The following is a 15,430-nucleotide window of genomic DNA, read 5'->3' as shown; positions in this document are numbered from 1 at the left end:
GAGAGGTTGGAGCATGTCCGACGCCGCCCCCCGCGATGCCGCAGAACCGGACGACGCGTCCACCGGAGCCGGCGCGACCGCAGGGGACGCGACCGGCCGGGGAGACGCCCTGGACGGGCAGGCCGCCGCTCGTGCCGCCGCAGCCCGGGACGCCGCGGCACGCGACGCCGCCGAGGAGGCGTCCGCCTTCTCCCATCCGCCGGTGGAGCCGGACGCCACCGCCGCCTACGGCGCCCATCCCGACCAGGTGATCGACTTCTACGCACCGCGCGGGACGGAGCCGGGCGAGGCGCCGGACCAGGCCCCCCTCGTCGTCGTTCTGCACGGCGGCGCGTGGCGGTCGGCCTACGACCGGCGGCACATCACCCCCTTCGCGGACTTCCTGGCCCGCCGGGGCTTCGCCGTGGCCAACGTCGAGTACCGCAGGGGCGCGCTCATCCCGTCCCAGACCGACGGATCGTCGGCCCCGGACGCGGGCGCGGGCGGTGCCACGGGAGCGGTCGCGGGCCGCTGGCCCGACACGCTCGACGATGTCGCGGCCGCTTTCGACGCGCTTCCGGCGCTGGTCCGCGAGGCGCTGCCGCAGGCCGATCCGCGCCGCATGGTGATCACCGGGCACTCGGCGGGCGGCCACCTCGCGCTGTGGGCGGCGGCCCGCCATGTCCTCCCGTCCGGCTCCCCGTGGCGCACGGACCGTCCGGCACCGCTGCGCGGTGTGGTGGCGCTGGCCCCGATCGCGGACTTCCACGCCGCCGAGAAGCTGGACGTGTGCGGCGGGGCGGTGACCCAGTTCCTGGGCGGCCAGGCGCAGTTCGCGGAGCGGCGTCCGCATGTGGACCCGGCGTTGCTGCTGCCCACCGGTATCGCCACCACCCTCGTCCAGGGACGCGCGGATGTCGTGGTCCCGCATGTGGTCGCCGAGGCGTACGCGGATGCGGCGGCGAAGGCGGGCGAGGTCGTCGGCTTCACGCTGCTCGAGGACGTCGGTCACTTCCCGCTGATCGACCCGGCGGCGGACGCGTGCGCCGTGGTGGCGGAGGAGATCGCCCAGTTGGCGTGGTAGCTCCCGAGCCGACGATGAAAGAGGCGGGTCGAGGGATGCCCGGGAGTCCCCGGTCGTACCCGTAGTACCTGGGAGCTACCCCGGATGTGAGCTCCACAGCGTGACGCCGACGACGTGTGACGCTCCGTAACTTCCCTTCCGTGACGGTCCGATGTGCGGGCCGAGCGGGAGGGAAGGACACCATGGGGTTGCGGCGGAGGCACGAGGCCGCGGTCACGGACGCGGACGGGCGGACCGGAGGCGGCCGCAGCGCCGGGGACGTCCAGCGGCACCGGCAGGACGCCGGGGCGCGGGGCGCTCCCGGGAGCGAGGGAGACGATCGGGCCGAAGGCGGGGAGCCTCGGCGTCGGAGGCGGTCCGCCGGGGACCCGGTGCGGGAGCGTCGGGGGCGGCTCGGACGGCCGCTCGGCCGCCTGTGCCGCGCCCTGTTGGCCGCGCTGGTCACCGGCGCGGTCGTCGTTCCCCTCTCGGCCGCCGCGCGCCCCCGGATTCCGGCCCCGCCCCCGGCGGCGCTCGCCCCTCTCTCGACGGCCACGCTCACCGGGACGTACGAGGCGAACCGCGCCGACGCCGCCGAGGCGTCCCGTATGGCCGCGGCCCACGGCGACCAGGACCGCGCCGCGGCGGACCGCGCCATGGCCGCCCCGGACCGCCACCTCCTGGCCTTCGACGGCCGGGGCACGGGCCGGACCACCGAGGTCCTCGGCGACCTGGCCACGGCGGAACACATCGCGATCCTGGTCCCGGAGTCGGACACGACGCTGGACACCTACGACCGCTTCCGCGCCACCGCGCTCGCCCTGCACCGCGCGGCCGGGCCCCGTACCGCGGTCATCGCCTGGCTCGGTTACGACACACCGCGCATGCTCAGCACGGCCGCGCTCACCACGACCAGGGCCGAGCAGGCCGCACCGGGGCTCGAGGCCTTTGTCCGCCGACTGCGGGCCGCCTTCGGGCCGTTGCCCGGCATCTCCCTCCTCTGCCACTCCTACGGCACGGCGGTGTGCGCCCGCGCGGCCGGCACCGACGTCCAGGACATCGCCCTGGTCGGCAGCCCCGGCACGGGCCTGGACTCCGTCGCCGGCCTGCACACCCGTGCCCGCGTCTGGGCCGCCCGCGGCGCCGGCGACTGGATCGCGGACGTACCCCATGTCCGCACGGACCTGTTCGGCACGCGCGTCGGCTTCGGCACGGACCCGGTGTCCCCGGCCTACGGCGCCCGGGTGTTCGCCGCGGGCGACGGCGGCCACAGCGACTACTTCAAGCCGGGCTCGGTTCCCCTGGCCAACCTCGCCCGGATCGTCCTCGGCAGGACATCGGAGGTGACCCATGCGTGAACGCGGCGCAGTCAGGCGGCAGTCCCCGAACGGCATACGCGCCACGGCACACCGCATCGACGCGGCCACCCCCGCGGAACGGGACCGCGCGGTGGACGCCCTGCGCGCCTTCGCGATCCTCGGCGTCGTGCTGGGGCACTGGCTGGTGACCGCGCTCGTCGCGGACGGGGGCGCCCTGCACACGGCCTGCCCGCTGCACTTCATGCCCTGGCTCGCCCCGATCTCCTGGGCGTTCCAGACGCTCGCCGTGTTCTTCCTGGTGGGCGGCCATGTGGCGACGAGGAGTCATTCCTCGGCCCGTGCGCGAGGAGTCCCCTACGGACAGTGGCTGCGCGCCCGTCTGAGCCGGCTGTTCAGACCGGTGGCGGCGCTCGTGGCCCTGTGGGCGGTGGCCGCGTGCTGCCTGCTCGGGGCCGGCGCGGACGTCGGTACGGTGCACACCCTCGTGAAGCTCGCCCTCTCACCCCTGTGGTTCCTGCTGGTCTTCGCGGCCCTCACAGCGGCGACACCGCTGCTGACCCGGCTCAACCCGCTGTGGCCGCTGGCCGTCGTTCTCCATGTGGACCTCATTCGCTTCGGACTCGGCGGCCCGTCCTGGCTCGGCTGGGTGAATCTGGCGGCGGGCTGGCTCGTCCCGTTCTCGCTGGGCGCGGCCTGGACGCGCGGGGAGCTGGAAGGCCGCCGGGCCGGCCTGGTGCTGCTCTCGGCCGGGGCCGCGGCGACGGCGGGGCTGGTCGCATGGGCGGGTTACCCGGCGTCGATGGTCGGCGTTCCGGGCGCTCCGGTCTCCAATCTGAACCCGCCGACCCTGGCCGCCGTCACCTTCGGTCTGGCCCAGTGCGGACTCGCGCTTGCGCTGCGTGAACCGCTGCACCGGTGGATGCGCCGCCCCCTGGCCTGGGCGGCGGTGGCGCTGGTGAACCTCTCCGCGATGACGATCTTCCTGTGGCACCAGACGGCTCTGATGGCGACCACGGCGGCGGGACTCCTCGCGGGCCGTCTGCCAGGCCTGCACACCGTCCCGGACGATCTGGCCTGGGTGGCGTTCCGCCTTGCCTGGCTCCCGGTCTTCGGCCTGGCGCTCGCCGTGTGCTGGTTCGGCTTCCGCACCTGCGAGCAGGGCGGCCGGCGCCGCACCGGGGCCGGCCGGTCCCGCGTGGTCCGCGTCCACCGGCGCTCCGGTTCCACCACGAGGACGCCTCATGGTGCCTAGGCTCGAACCCGTGAGGGGAGGGGAGTTCAGCGGCATGGCGGACGGCGGCGATGCGGCCGGGTCCCGTGGTCCGGGGGGCGCGACATCGCCCGGCGGCCCCGGAGTCCCGGCCGGCCCGGCGACCGCCGCCACCCGCCGGCAGTCACCCGTCCGCCCACTGCTGCTGCGCCTGCCCGGTCCGCTCCGCACGCTCCGCGACGACCTGTGGACAGTGGCCCTGCACCCGCTGCCGCCGCTCTCCCGACCCCGGTTCCTGCGGTGGCTGCCGCACGTGGTGGTCCTGCTCCTCGCCGTGGAGGTGACCGGCCTCAACGCGTTCCTGCTGCAGAGCGAGTACGGGCTGGGCGTCGCGCCCTCCTTGACCGTGGCGCTGGCGCTGGGCCTCGCCATGGGGCTCGCGCTGTGGCGTCCCGTGCCGGCGTGGTGGCTCTCGTCGGCCGTCGCCCTCATGGCCGCCGAGGTGATACGGCCGACGCTGAGCCCCGGTGTGCCCCTGGGCGTCCCCCACGGTCCTGGCGGCCCTTGGCCTGCCGGCACCGAGGGGCTCGCCTGGCCGTGGACCCCGGTGGCCATCGCCGCGCAGGCACTCGTGCTGTTCCTGCTCGCCCTGCGTGTGCCCACCCGGGTCGCGGCCGAGGCCCTGGCCGTCACCGCCGCCGCGACCTTCGTCGTCCAGGGACTCGTGGGCGACGCCGTGTACTCCTCGACGGGCGTGCTCGCGGTGGTCGTCTTCGGCTGCGTCGTCCTTCTCGGCATGGCACTGCGCGGTCGTCGCGAGGCCCGTTCCCAGCTGGTCGAACTGACCACCGTCACGGCCGAGGAGCGGGCCCGCCGCACCCTTCTGGAGGAGCGGAACCGCATCGCCCGGGAGCTGCACGACGTGGTCGCGCACCATATGTCGGTCATCTCCATCCAGGCCCAGGTCGCCCCGCACCTCGTGGAGAACCCCTCCGGCGAGCTGAGGGAGAACCTGGAGGGCATCCGCGAGAACGCCCTGGAGGCCCTGACCGAACTGCGCCGCGTGCTCGGCGTGCTGAGGTCGGAGAACCCCGGGGACCCCTACGGCATCGGCGGCGGCACCGGTGCCGCGCCCGACGCTCCGCAGCCCACCCTCGACCGGCTCGACGCCCTGGTGGAGAACACCCGCGCGGCCGGACTGGGGGTACTGACGGAGATCACCGGGGAGGTGCGCCCGCTGTCGCCCGGCGTGGAGCTGTCCGCGTACCGGATCATCCAGGAGGCCCTCAGCAACGCGCTGCGGCACGCTCCCGGATCCGCCGTCCGGGTCGGACTCGCCTACTCCCCGCAGGGCCTGCAGGTCCGGGTCGTCAACTCCCGGCCCACGCACCCGACCCCGCCCTCCCCGGGAGCGGGCCACGGACTGCTCGGCATGCGGGAGCGCGCCGCGATGCTCGGCGGCACGCTCACCACGTCCAAGACGTCCGACGGCGGATACGCCGTGGCCTGCTTCCTCCCCGGTCCCGTGGACCCCCGGCCCGACGACGACCCGACCGGCCCGACAGGAGAAGAGAACCGATGACGAGCGGCACCATCCGTGTACTGATCGCCGACGACCAGATGATGGTCCGGCAGGGCTTCACCGTGCTGCTCAACGCCCGGCCCGGCATCGAGGTCGTCGGCCAGGCCGTCGACGGCAAGAACGCGATCGCCAAGGTCGCCGAACTGACCCCGGACGTCGTCCTGATGGACATACGCATGCCGGAACTGGGCGGCATCGAGGCGACCCGGCGCATCACCGCGGACACCCCGCACCCCAGGGTCCTGGTGCTCACCACCTTCGACCTGGACGAGTACGTGTACGAGGCACTGCGGGCGGGTGCCTCCGGCTTCCTGCTCAAGGACGCCTCGGCCGATCAGCTCGCCGAGGCCGTCAGGGTGGTGGCCGCGGGCGACGCGCTGCTGGCGCCCGGTATCACCCGGCGGCTGATCGCGGAGTTCTCGCGCCTGGACAGTGCCCCCCGGATCCCGCTGAAGACACGCGTCGGCGACCTCACCGAGCGGGAGACGGAGGTCCTCTCGCTCATCGCCCAGGGCCTGTCGAACGCGGAGATCGCCGGACGGCTCGTGGTGGCCGAGCAGACCGTGAAGACCCATGTGGGCCGCATCCTGGTGAAGCTGGGGCTGCGGGACCGGACGCAGGCGGCGGTGTTCGCCTACGAGTCGGGGCTGGTCCGGCCGGCGGGGTACTGAGCCCGGCGGGGAGACCCCGGCCCGTAGTACTTGAGACGGATGCCCAAGGCCCCCCTCACTGGTGACGACCGCCGGCCCCGCCTCCGCCTACCGTGTCAAGCGTGACCGAGACGACCCAGGGGCAGACGGCACCGGACGGTGCGTCCGGCCCGTACATACCGCGCAGCCCGGAGTACCGGGCGGCCGTGGAGGCCCTGCGCGGGCTGCGACAGGACCTCTTCCACGACGCGTTCGCCTACCGTCCGCTGCCTCGCAGGAGCGTCGACGGCGTGCTGAGCCGGCGGATGTCCGGCCGCGCGCGGGAGTACGCGGCCTGGCGGCCGCACGCCCTGGTGGTCGCGGCCGGACTGCTGGCGATGTTCGCCGGCTGGGCGAGTGAGGGCAGCGGCCCCGCGGCCTCGGTGTCCGGCCTGCTGGCCCTGGTGCCAGTGCTGCTCACTCTGGTCCGCCCGGTCGGGGCCTTCTGGGTGTCCCTGATGGCGACCGCGGCCTCCTCGGTGGTCGCCGGCGTCTTCGGCGACTGGCCCTGGCAGCCCGGCAGCTTCATCTCGCATCTGACGGTGCTCACCGTGGTGGCGATACGCACCCGGCCGCGCACGGCGGCCTGGATGTGGGTGATCACCGCGGTCTACGCCTTCGTCGTCGAGGCCGCGTTCGGCTACCACTTCAGCAACAACTCGGCGCCCATGCTCGTCCTGTCCGCCCTGGCGCTGCTGGCCGTCACCATCTGGCACACCCGCCGCAGCGCCGAGCAGGAGGTGACCGCCCAGCAGACGGTGACCGCGCACGAGCGCTCCCGGCGCACGCTGCTCGAGGAGCGCACCACGATCGCCCGCGAGCTGCACGACGTGGTCGCCCACCACATGTCGGTGGTCGCCATCCAGGCGGAGGCCGCGCCCTACCGGGTGGAGAACCCGCCGCCGGAGCTGGAGAAGGCGTTCGCCACGATCCGGGAGAACGCGGTGGCGGCCCTGACCGAGCTCCGCCGGGTGCTCGGTGTCGTACGGGCGGAGGACTACGAGGCCCCGGACGCCCCGCAGCCCACCCTCGCCGACCTGGACGCCCTGCTGGCGAACGTGCGTGAGGCAGGCCTGGACGTGGAAAAGGTGGTCACGGGCGCGGTGCGGGAACTTCCGCAGGGCGTCGAGCTGTCGGCGTACCGCATCGTCCAGGAGGCCCTCAGCAATGCGCTGCGGCACGCCCCGGGGGCGCCTGCCCGCGTGGAGATCGGCTATGTGCTCGGCGGGCTCGGCCTGCGCGTGGTCAACGGACCGGCGCCGCAGGACACCCTGAAGAAGTCGACGCACGGTGCGGGACACGGCATCACGGGCATGCGTGAGCGGGTCTCGATGCTGAACGGGGAGATGACGGCGGGGTGGACGGACGACGGAGGGTATGAGGTGACGGTGTACCTGCCGGTGGCCACGGCGGAGGACTCCGCGTGACGACGGGCGCCATCCGTGTACTGATCGCCGACGACCAGATGATGGTCCGGGAGGGCTTCTCGGTGCTCCTCGGGGCGATGCCGGACATCGAGGTCGTCGGGGAGGCGGTCAACGGCAGGGAAGCGGTCGAGCGGGTCCGTGAACTGTCCCCGGACGTCGTGCTGATGGACATCCGCATGCCGGAGATGAACGGCATCGAGGCGACCCGGGAGATCGTCGCCGCGGACGGGTCGGCGAAGGTGCTGGTGCTGACGACGTTCGACCTCGACGAGTACGTGTACCAGGCGCTGCGGGCGGGGGCCTCGGGCTTTCTGCTCAAGGACGCCTCCGCACGGCAGCTGGCCGACGGAGTGCGGATCGTGGCGGCCGGCGAGGCGCTGCTCGCCCCCTCGGTCACGAAACGGCTGATCACGGAGTTCTCCAAGCTGTCCGAGGGTCCGCGCCTCGCCCCCTCCGCGCACGCGGCGTACGGGGAGCTGACCGAGCGGGAGACGGAGGTGCTGGTCCTCATCGCGCAGGGTCTGTCGAACATGGAGATCGCCGGGCGCCTGGTGGTCGCCGAGTCGACGATCAAGACGCATGTGAGCCGGATCCTGGTGAAGCTGGGGCTGCGGGACCGGACGCAGGCGGCGGTGTTCGCGTACGAGGCACGTCTGGTGACGCCTGGCTGACCCCGCGCCGGTGCCACGGCCGGTGGAACGCCTCTGGTCAGAGAGGGGCAGACCGGGCTAGCGTCCGGACATGGCAGCCCGATCCGACCTCGCGTTCGACCCCTGGGACCCGGCGTTCGTCGCCGATCCCTACCCCGCCTATGCCGAGCTGCGCGCCCGGGGGCGGGTGCACTACTACGAGCCCACCGACCAGTGGCTGGTCCCGCACCACGCGGATGTGTCGGCGCTGCTGCGCGACCGGCGTCTGGGCCGGACGTACCAGCACCGGTTCACCCATGAGGACTTCGGCCGGACGGCGCCAATGCCCGAGCACGAGCCGTTCCACACGCTCAACGACCACGGCATGCTCGACCTGGAGCCGCCGGACCACACCCGTATCCGGCGGCTGGTCTCGAAGGCGTTCACACCGCGCACGGTGGAGCGGCTCAAGCCGTATGTGCACGGGCTGGCCGGCGAACTGGTGACCCGGCTGGTGGAGGCGGGCGGGGGCGACCTGCTGAGGGACGTCGCCGAGCCGCTGCCGGTCGCGGTGATCGCCGAGATGCTGGGCATCCCGGAGGCGGACCGCGGGCAGCTGCGGCCCTGGTCGGCGGACATCTGCGGGATGTACGAGCTGGGTCCGTCGGAGGAGACGGCGCGGAAGGCGGTACGGGCGTCGGTCGAGTTCTCGGACTACCTCCGGGAGCTGATCGCGACGCGTCGCAAGGAGCCCGGGGAGGACCTGATCTCGGGTCTGATCGCGGCGTACGACGAGGGCGACCGGCTCAGCGAGCAGGAGATGATCTCGACCTGCGTGCTGCTGCTGAACGCGGGGCACGAGGCGACGGTGAACGCGACGGTCAACGGCTGGTGGGCGCTGTTCCGCAACCCGGACCAGCTGGCCGCTCTCCGCGCCGACCACTCACTCGTCCCGTCCGCCGTCGAGGAGCTGATGCGCTACGACACCCCGCTCCAGCTGTTCGAGCGCTGGGTGCTGGACGAGATCGAGATCGACGGCACGACCGTCCCCCGGGGCGCGGAGATCGCCATGCTGTTCGGCTCGGCCAACCACGACCCGGCGGTCTTCACCGCCCCCGAGAAGCTGGACCTGACCCGCGAGGACAACCCGCACATCTCCTTCAGCGCGGGCATCCACTACTGCATCGGCGCCCCGCTCGCCCGCATCGAACTGGCGGCGTCGATGACGGCTCTGCTGGAGAAGGCGCCGACGCTGCGGCCTGCGGCGGAGCCGGAGCGCAAGCCGAACTTCGTGATCCGGGGGCTGGAAGGGCTGAGCGTGGAGATCGGCTGATCACCCGTTTGGATGATCATGCAGGTGATCCGGGCCGGTGGTCATCGCCGGCTCGGCAAGCTGGTGTGTGCCTGTGGAGGGAGGCACCATGACGGTTATGGCAGAGCACGCGTTGTCCCGGATGCCGGTGGGCTTGTTCGAGCGCATTGCCGAATTCGCCGCCCGTGAGGACGAGACCGTCAGGTTCGAGCTCATCGACGGACGGATCGGACTCAAGAAGGTGACGAACGGCAACCACGGCGAGATCATCATGTGGCTGATCCGCCAGTGCATGCAGTCCCGGCCCGAGCTCAACCTCAACCCGACTCAGGGGTTGCAGGTCGAGGCCTATCGCAAGGGCCGGGCGTTGCCCGACGCGGTATTGACACCGGTGGGGCACTTCACGGGGCAGGGCGACTGGGCGGACCCCGAAGGCGTACTGATGGCGGTCGAGGTCACCTCGTACGACTCGGACACGCACAATCGCGACCGTGTGGAGAAGCCTCGCGCCTACGCGGAGGTGGGTATCCCCGTCTATCTGCTGATCGATCGGGACTACCTCTCGGTTGTCGTGCACAGTCACCCCGACCCGGAGGACGGGTACCGGGTCACTCACACGGTGAAGTTCGGCGAGAAAGTCGCCCTCCCCGCCCCGGTCGGCATCGACCTCGACACCGAGGAACTGAAGCGCTGGGCCGACTGAGGCGCCCTCAGCTGCTCACGTCCCGCCTCCGCAACCCCACCAGCCCCCCGGCCACCAGCACCACCGCGAGCCCCGTCAGGATGAGCACCGGCGGCCAGTCCATCTCCCCGCCCGGCAGCTTCGGCAGATGCCCGAAGGGCGACAGGTCCAGCACCACCTGCGGAAGGTTCAGCGCCGGTCCCACCCAGCCGATGAGCAGTGCCGCGCCAGCCACGCCCCACGCCGCCATCGCACCCTGCGGCAGCACCCCGTACAGCAGGACCGCCAGGCCGCCGATCACCCACACCGCCGGGAGCTGCACCAGGCAGGCACCCAGGATCGGGCCGATCTCCTTGCCGTAGCCCGCCGCGAAGCCGAGGCCCGCCAGGAGCATGATCAGCGCGGCTCCGCCGAAGGCGATCACCAGATGGCCGGCGGCCCAGCGCAGCCGTCCCACCGCGTTCGCCAGCACCGGTTCCGCCCGCCCCGAGGACTCCTCGCCGCCCAGACGCAGGACCGACGCGACGATGTACAGGGCGGCGACCAGGCCCATGACGCCGACCATCGCGGAGAGGAACGTGTCCGTCAGCCCGGACTGCCCGCCCATCCGCTCGAAGATCTCCCGGGCCTTGTCGTTGTCGCTGACGAGCTTCGTCGCGCCGTCCGTCATCCCGCCGTAGACGACTCCGGCGAGGAAGAAGCCGAGACTCCAGCCGAGCACACCGCCGCGCTGCAGCCGCCAGGCCAGCGCGCCCGCCGAGCCCAGACGGCCGGAGGCGGGTCCGGGCCGGGTGGGCAGGAAGCTCATGCCGATGTCGCGCCGTCCGGCAAGCGCGTACGCCACCGCTCCCTGGACGAGCGCCGCCGCCGCGAACAGCAGCAGCACCCACCAGCGTTCACCGGCGTACGGGCGCTCGTTCTCCAGCCAGCCGAGCGGGGAGAGCCAGGTCAGCACGGACGAGCCGTCGTTCGCCCCGGCGTCCCCCGCCGCGCGCAGCACGAAGGCGGCGCCCAGCACCGCGCCCGTGAGCCCGCGCGCCAGCCGTGCGCTCTCCGTCAGTTGCGCGACGATCGCCGCCATCGTGGCGAAGACCATCCCGACCCCGCCGATGCCCAGGCCCAGCGCCAGTGACCCCGCGGCGCCCTGCCCGGCCAGACCGACCGTGATCACCAGCGCCAGTACGGCGTTCGCGACCGCGGCAGCGAGCAGCGCCGCCGTCAGCGGGGCGCGCCGTCCCACCATCGCCGAGGAGATCAGCTCCTGCCGTCCGCTCTCCTCCTCGTCGCGGGTGTGCCGTACGACGACGAGCAGGCTCATCACGGCGGCCAGCAGTCCGGCGTAGACGCCGATGCGCCAGGCGGTGAGCGCGCCGAGCGACTCGCCGAAGACCGGGCCGACCATCGCGCGCAGTGAGGTGTTGGTGGCCATCTGGTCGGCCAGGTCCGCGCGTTGGGCCGCCGTGCCGTACAGGCCCTTGAGCGTGCCCGGCATGGACAGCACCATCAGGGCGTTGACCGCGATCCAGAGGGGGATCATCAGCCGGTCCCGGCGCAGTGCGAACCGCAACAGCGTCCCGGTGCCGGCGAGTTGACGGGACCCCCCGGTCCGTACGGTCAAGGCCGGTGCCGCGGCGGTCATCGGGTCCCCTCTTCCTGGTAATGCCGCAGGAACAGCTCCTCCAGCGTGGGCGGTGTCGACGTCAGCGAGCGCACCCCCGACTCGCTCAGTGACCTGAGCACCGCGTTCAGCTTGTCGGTGTCGACCTGGAGCCTGACCCGCCGGCCCTGTATGTCGAGGTCGTGGACGCCGGGCAGGCCGGCCAGCCCGTTGGGCGCCCCGGCGAGTTCGGCGGTGACGCTCGTCCGGGTCAGATGGCGCAGTTCGGCGAGCGAGCCGCTCTCGACCGTCCGCCCCTTGCGGATGATGCTGACCCGGTCGCAGAGCTCCTCGACCTCGCTCAGGATGTGCGAGGACAGCAGGATCGTCCGGCCGCGCTCCCGCTCCTCCTCGACGCAGCGCTGGAAGACCTCCTCCATCAGCGGGTCGAGCCCGGACGTCGGCTCGTCGAGGATCAGCAGGTCGACGTCCGATGAGAAGGCGGCGACGAGGGCGACCTTCTGCCGGTTGCCCTTCGAGTACGTCCGCCCCTTCTTGGTGGGGTCCAGTTCGAACCGCTCGATCAGCTCCGCCCGGCGCGCCCGGTCGAGGCCACCGCGCAGCCGGCCGTACAGGTCGATGACCTCGCCTCCGGACAGGTTGCGCCACAGGGTGACGTCGCCGGGGACGTACGCGACCCGGCGGTGGAGTTCCACCGCGTCCGACCACGGATCGCGGCCGAGCACCTGCGTGGTGCCCGAGTCGGCGCGCAGCAGGCCCAGCAGGACCCGGATGGTGGTGGACTTGCCGGCGCCGTTCGGGCCCAGGAACCCGTGGACCTCACCGGCCTCGACGTGCAGGTCGAGTCCGTCCAGCGCATGCGTCCTGCCGAACGACTTGTGCAGTCCGGAAACATCGATGGCGGGGTTGGCCTTCGTCATGATTCGGAAGGTACGCTGTTTTCAGAAAATTGTGAAGTTAAGGAAGCGTAGAAAACGTGGGTAGACTCGACGAGGTGTCTGACCAGGGGAGATGATCCAGGGATGACGGAGCCGCAGGCCGCAGAGCGGGATCCGGAGTCGGTCTCGCGGTTCGTGGAGCACTTCGCCGCACAGCTTGTCGAGGCGGGCGTGCCGCGCATGCCGGCCCGGGTCTTCGGTGCGCTGCTCGCCTCCGACACCGGCACCCTCACCTCCGCCGAACTGGGCGAGCAGTTGCAGATCAGCCCGGCCGCGGTGTCCGGGGCGGTGCGCTATCTGGCGCAGGTGCACCTGGTGTCACGGGAGCGGGAGCCGGGGTCGCGCCGGGAGCGCTACCGGGTGCACAGCGACCAGTGGTACGAGGCGCTCACCAATCGCGAGGCGATCATCAAGCGGTGGGAGGAAGCCCTGCGGGAAGGGGTCACCAGCCTGGGCGCCGACACCCCGGCGGGCCGCAGGCTCGAGGAGACCCTCGCCTTCTTCGAGTTCGTCGAGGGTGAGGTCGTGGCCATGATGGAGCGCTGGCGCGTGCACCGGGACAGGACGTTCCGCCAGGGCTGAGCATCCCGTCCGGAAGCCGGTGGCACCCCAGGCTTCCGGGCTCCCGAGTCACGAGCTATGGCGAAGCCGGCACCGTGAGCCCCCAGGCCCCCGCCCACACCGTCCACGTCCGGCTGCGCACCGGTCCGGCCACCACCGCGTCCGCCCGGTACCGGAAGTCCGCTCCGCTCACGGTCACGGCCCGTCCGCGCGCCTCCAGCGGCGACGCCGCCGCCCCCACCGACACCGGCCGCACCTCCACGACCGCGGTACCGGAGGAACCCGGCGTCACCGACACCCCTTGAACGGGCTCGTCCAGGTCCACCAGCAGCACTCCGTCCACCTCCACCCGCAGCCGGGAGGGTCCGGGCGGGGGTGGCGTCGTGAGCCGGGGCGGGCGCACCGCCAGCGTCCGCACCAGGGACCGCCCCACCCGCAGCCAGGGCCGTCCCGAAGAGATCCGCTCGTCGTCCGGCGTCCCGTCCCGCTGGGCCGGCACGGCCGGTACCGACGGGATCCGCAGATCGCCGAGGACCACACCGTCACTGTCGTCCACCAGCAGATCCAGCCGCCGCTCCACCCCGTCCAGTACGGCCCGGGCCGCCGCCACCGCCCCCTCGGGTACCCCCAGCGAGCGCGCCAGGGACTGCGCGGTGCCCACCGGCACCAGCGACAGCGCCGTCGTCTGCAGCTCACGTCTGCGGTGCAGCAGGGTCACCGCACGGAGCAGGGCCCGGTCGTCGCCCACGACCACGGGGCGCCGTGCCCCTCGGCGGTCCAGTGCCCGGGCGAATTCCTCCGGGTTCTCCGGGAGGCACACCTTGGTCGCCGCACCCGCGCTGAGCACGTCTTTTGCAATCAGTACCGACTCACCGTCACTGAGACGGGCAACCGGGTCGATCACCACGAGGAGCTGGTCGGAAGTCGCCACCTCGGTCCTGCCTCGCTTCCTCGGGTAGCATCTTTGTGCAAGAGCCCCTTGCGCTATTGCGCCAGGGGCTTCGTCTATTCCGGGGCATCCGGTCCGACGGTTTGCGGCCAATGACGGCCGCGGTGCACGCGGCGGTGGAACCGCCGCGTACGCCCCCGACCCTGGACATGCCCCGCCCGGAAGGGGTGTACGCGCGTGCCAGCACTTGTGCTGCTCGGTGCTCAGTGGGGTGACGAGGGCAAGGGAAAGGCCACCGACCTGCTCGGTGGCTCCGTGGACTATGTGGTGCGCTACCAGGGCGGCAACAACGCCGGTCACACGGTGGTCGTGGGTGACCAGAAGTATGCCCTCCACCTCCTCCCTTCCGGAATCCTCTCGCCCGGATGCACGCCCGTCATCGGCAACGGAGTCGTCGTCGACCCCTCGGTCCTGCTCTCCGAGCTGAGCGGTCTGAACGAGCGCGGCGTCGACACGTCGAAGCTGATGATCAGCGGGAACGCGCACATCATCACGCCGTACAACGTCACCATGGACAAGGTGACGGAGCGCTTCCTCGGCAAGCGCAAGATCGGCACCACCGGCCGCGGCATCGGCCCGACCTACTCCGACAAGATCAACCGCGTCGGCATCCGGGTCCAGGACCTGTACGACGAGTCGATCCTGACCCAGAAGGTCGAGGCGGCCCTCGACGTCAAGAACCAGATCCTCACCAAGCTGTACAACCGGCGCGCGATCGTCGTCGACCAGGTGGTCGAGGAACTGCTGGGCTACGCCGAGAAGATCGAGCCGTATGTCGCCGACACCGTCCTGGTCCTCAACCAGGCGCTCGACGACGACAAGGTCGTCCTCTTCGAGGGCGGCCAGGGCACGCTCCTCGACATCGACCACGGGACGTACCCCTTCGTCACCTCGTCGAACCCGACCGCGGGCGGCGCCTGCACCGGCTCCGGTGTCGGTCCCACGAAGATCAGCCGCGTCATCGGCATCCTGAAGGCGTACACGACCCGCGTCGGCTCCGGTCCCTTCCCGACCGAGCTGTTCGACGAGGACGGCGAGGCGCTGCGCCGCATCGGCGGCGAGCGGGGCGTGACCACCGGACGTGACCGCCGCTGCGGCTGGTTCGACGCGGTGATCGCCCGTTACGCGACCCGGGTCAACGGGCTGACGGACTTCTTCCTCACCAAGCTCGACGTGCTGGACGGCTGGGAGCAGATCCCGGTCTGCGTCGCCTACGAGATCGACGGCAAGCGGGTCGAGGAACTCCCCTACTCCCAGACCGACTTCCACCACGCGAAGCCGATCTACGAGTACCTGCCGGGCTGGCAGGAGGACATCACGAAGGCGAAGACCTTCAGCGATCTCCCCAAGAACGCCCAGAACTACGTCAAAGCCCTGGAGGAGATGTCGGGTGCGCCGATCTCGGCGATCGGCGTCGGCCCTGGCCGCGACGAGACGATCGAGATCAACTCGTTCCTGTAGGCCGCTAGTCC

General features: G+C 72.0%; 14 protein-coding genes. 11 read left to right on the top strand and 3 right to left on the bottom strand.

Annotated elements, in window-relative coordinates; translation table 11 throughout:
- Nucleotides 1-13: 13 nt before the first annotated feature.
- The 9 genes from ACQEXA_RS27305 (at nucleotide 14) to ACQEXA_RS27265 (ending at nucleotide 9,913) form a co-directional block, all read left to right on the top strand.
- On the top strand, nucleotides 14-1,063 hold the full coding sequence (locus ACQEXA_RS27305; RefSeq protein WP_432930542.1) for an alpha/beta hydrolase: 1,050 nt from the start codon (nucleotides 14-16) through the stop codon (nucleotides 1,061-1,063).
- Between the two features lie 182 nt (nucleotides 1,064-1,245).
- A complete protein-coding gene (locus tag ACQEXA_RS27300; protein ID WP_433131344.1) occupies nucleotides 1,246-2,400 on the top strand; it encodes an alpha/beta hydrolase in 1,155 nt (384 codons plus the stop codon).
- Entirely contained in the window at nucleotides 2,393-3,613 is a 1,221-nt protein-coding gene (locus ACQEXA_RS27295; protein ID WP_432930546.1) for an acyltransferase family protein, read from the top strand. The genes ACQEXA_RS27300 and ACQEXA_RS27295 overlap by 8 nt, the downstream gene beginning before the upstream one ends.
- Before the next feature lie 34 nt (nucleotides 3,614-3,647).
- On the top strand, nucleotides 3,648-5,153 hold the full coding sequence (locus ACQEXA_RS27290; protein ID WP_432939362.1) for a sensor histidine kinase: 1,506 nt from the start codon (nucleotides 3,648-3,650) through the stop codon (nucleotides 5,151-5,153).
- On the top strand, nucleotides 5,150-5,824 hold the full coding sequence (locus ACQEXA_RS27285) for a response regulator (RefSeq protein ID WP_432930548.1): 675 nt from the start codon (nucleotides 5,150-5,152) through the stop codon (nucleotides 5,822-5,824). The genes ACQEXA_RS27290 and ACQEXA_RS27285 overlap by 4 nt, the downstream gene beginning before the upstream one ends.
- Nucleotides 5,825-5,925: 101 nt before the next feature.
- Entirely contained in the window at nucleotides 5,926-7,269 is a 1,344-nt protein-coding gene (locus tag ACQEXA_RS27280; RefSeq protein ID WP_433131342.1) for a sensor histidine kinase, read from the top strand.
- Nucleotides 7,266-7,940 (top strand): response regulator, encoded by a 675-nt coding sequence (locus ACQEXA_RS27275; protein WP_432930552.1) that lies wholly within the window; start codon nucleotides 7,266-7,268, stop codon nucleotides 7,938-7,940. The genes ACQEXA_RS27280 and ACQEXA_RS27275 overlap by 4 nt, the downstream gene beginning before the upstream one ends.
- A gap of 70 nt (nucleotides 7,941-8,010) precedes the next feature.
- Nucleotides 8,011-9,231, top strand: coding sequence for a cytochrome P450 (locus ACQEXA_RS27270; RefSeq protein WP_432930554.1), 1,221 nt, complete (start codon nucleotides 8,011-8,013; stop codon nucleotides 9,229-9,231).
- Between the two features lie 88 nt (nucleotides 9,232-9,319).
- Nucleotides 9,320-9,913, top strand: coding sequence for a Uma2 family endonuclease (locus ACQEXA_RS27265; protein WP_432930556.1), 594 nt, complete (start codon nucleotides 9,320-9,322; stop codon nucleotides 9,911-9,913).
- A gap of 7 nt (nucleotides 9,914-9,920) precedes the next feature.
- Here ACQEXA_RS27265 and ACQEXA_RS27260 read toward each other — a convergent pair whose 3' ends face one another.
- Both ACQEXA_RS27260 and ACQEXA_RS27255 read right to left on the bottom strand, forming a co-directional pair.
- Complete coding sequence (locus ACQEXA_RS27260) at nucleotides 9,921-11,531, bottom strand: ABC transporter permease (protein WP_432930558.1); 1,611 nt, start codon at nucleotides 11,529-11,531, stop codon at nucleotides 9,921-9,923.
- Entirely contained in the window at nucleotides 11,528-12,430 is a 903-nt protein-coding gene (locus ACQEXA_RS27255) for an ABC transporter ATP-binding protein (RefSeq protein WP_432930560.1), read from the bottom strand. The genes ACQEXA_RS27260 and ACQEXA_RS27255 overlap by 4 nt, the downstream gene beginning before the upstream one ends.
- 102 nt (nucleotides 12,431-12,532) lie before the next feature.
- On the opposite strand from ACQEXA_RS27255, the gene ACQEXA_RS27250 reads away from it, so the two are divergent.
- Nucleotides 12,533-13,030 carry a GbsR/MarR family transcriptional regulator gene (locus tag ACQEXA_RS27250; protein WP_359395665.1) on the top strand — a complete coding sequence of 166 codons (498 nt, stop codon included), beginning with the start codon at nucleotides 12,533-12,535 and terminating at the stop codon, nucleotides 13,028-13,030.
- A 55-nt stretch (nucleotides 13,031-13,085) separates the two neighbouring features.
- On the opposite strand, the gene ACQEXA_RS27245 is transcribed toward ACQEXA_RS27250, so the two are convergent.
- Nucleotides 13,086-13,940 (bottom strand): diacylglycerol kinase family protein, encoded by an 855-nt coding sequence (locus ACQEXA_RS27245; protein ID WP_432930563.1) that lies wholly within the window; start codon nucleotides 13,938-13,940, stop codon nucleotides 13,086-13,088.
- A gap of 195 nt (nucleotides 13,941-14,135) precedes the next feature.
- On the opposite strand from ACQEXA_RS27245, the gene ACQEXA_RS27240 reads away from it, so the two are divergent.
- The gene (locus ACQEXA_RS27240) at nucleotides 14,136-15,419 is read left to right on the top strand and encodes an adenylosuccinate synthase (protein WP_359395669.1); all 1,284 of its coding nucleotides are present in this window, start codon (nucleotides 14,136-14,138) and stop codon (nucleotides 15,417-15,419) included.
- Nucleotides 15,420-15,430 lie beyond the last annotated feature (11 nt).

The organism is Streptomyces sp. CA-106110, from assembly GCF_050936285.1.
Taxonomy (GTDB): domain Bacteria; phylum Actinomycetota; class Actinomycetes; order Streptomycetales; family Streptomycetaceae; genus Streptomyces.
Note: the sequence above shows the minus strand (reverse complement) of the source record. Positions and strands in the feature narration are given on the sequence as shown.

Coding starts and splice junctions, on each gene's coding strand:
- ACQEXA_RS27305 (WP_432930542.1), top strand. CDS start 14: ATGTCCGACGCCGCCCCCCGCGATGCCGCAGAACCGGACGACGCGTCC.
- ACQEXA_RS27300 (WP_433131344.1), top strand. CDS start 1,246: ATGGGGTTGCGGCGGAGGCACGAGGCCGCGGTCACGGACGCGGACGGG.
- ACQEXA_RS27295 (WP_432930546.1), top strand. CDS start 2,393: ATGCGTGAACGCGGCGCAGTCAGGCGGCAGTCCCCGAACGGCATACGC.
- ACQEXA_RS27290 (WP_432939362.1), top strand. CDS start 3,648: ATGGCGGACGGCGGCGATGCGGCCGGGTCCCGTGGTCCGGGGGGCGCG.
- ACQEXA_RS27285 (WP_432930548.1), top strand. CDS start 5,150: ATGACGAGCGGCACCATCCGTGTACTGATCGCCGACGACCAGATGATG.
- ACQEXA_RS27270 (WP_432930554.1), top strand. CDS start 8,011: ATGGCAGCCCGATCCGACCTCGCGTTCGACCCCTGGGACCCGGCGTTC.
- ACQEXA_RS27265 (WP_432930556.1), top strand. CDS start 9,320: ATGACGGTTATGGCAGAGCACGCGTTGTCCCGGATGCCGGTGGGCTTG.
- ACQEXA_RS27260 (WP_432930558.1), bottom strand. CDS start 11,531: ATGACCGCCGCGGCACCGGCCTTGACCGTACGGACCGGGGGGTCCCGT.
- ACQEXA_RS27255 (WP_432930560.1), bottom strand. CDS start 12,430: ATGACGAAGGCCAACCCCGCCATCGATGTTTCCGGACTGCACAAGTCG.
- ACQEXA_RS27250 (WP_359395665.1), top strand. CDS start 12,533: ATGACGGAGCCGCAGGCCGCAGAGCGGGATCCGGAGTCGGTCTCGCGG.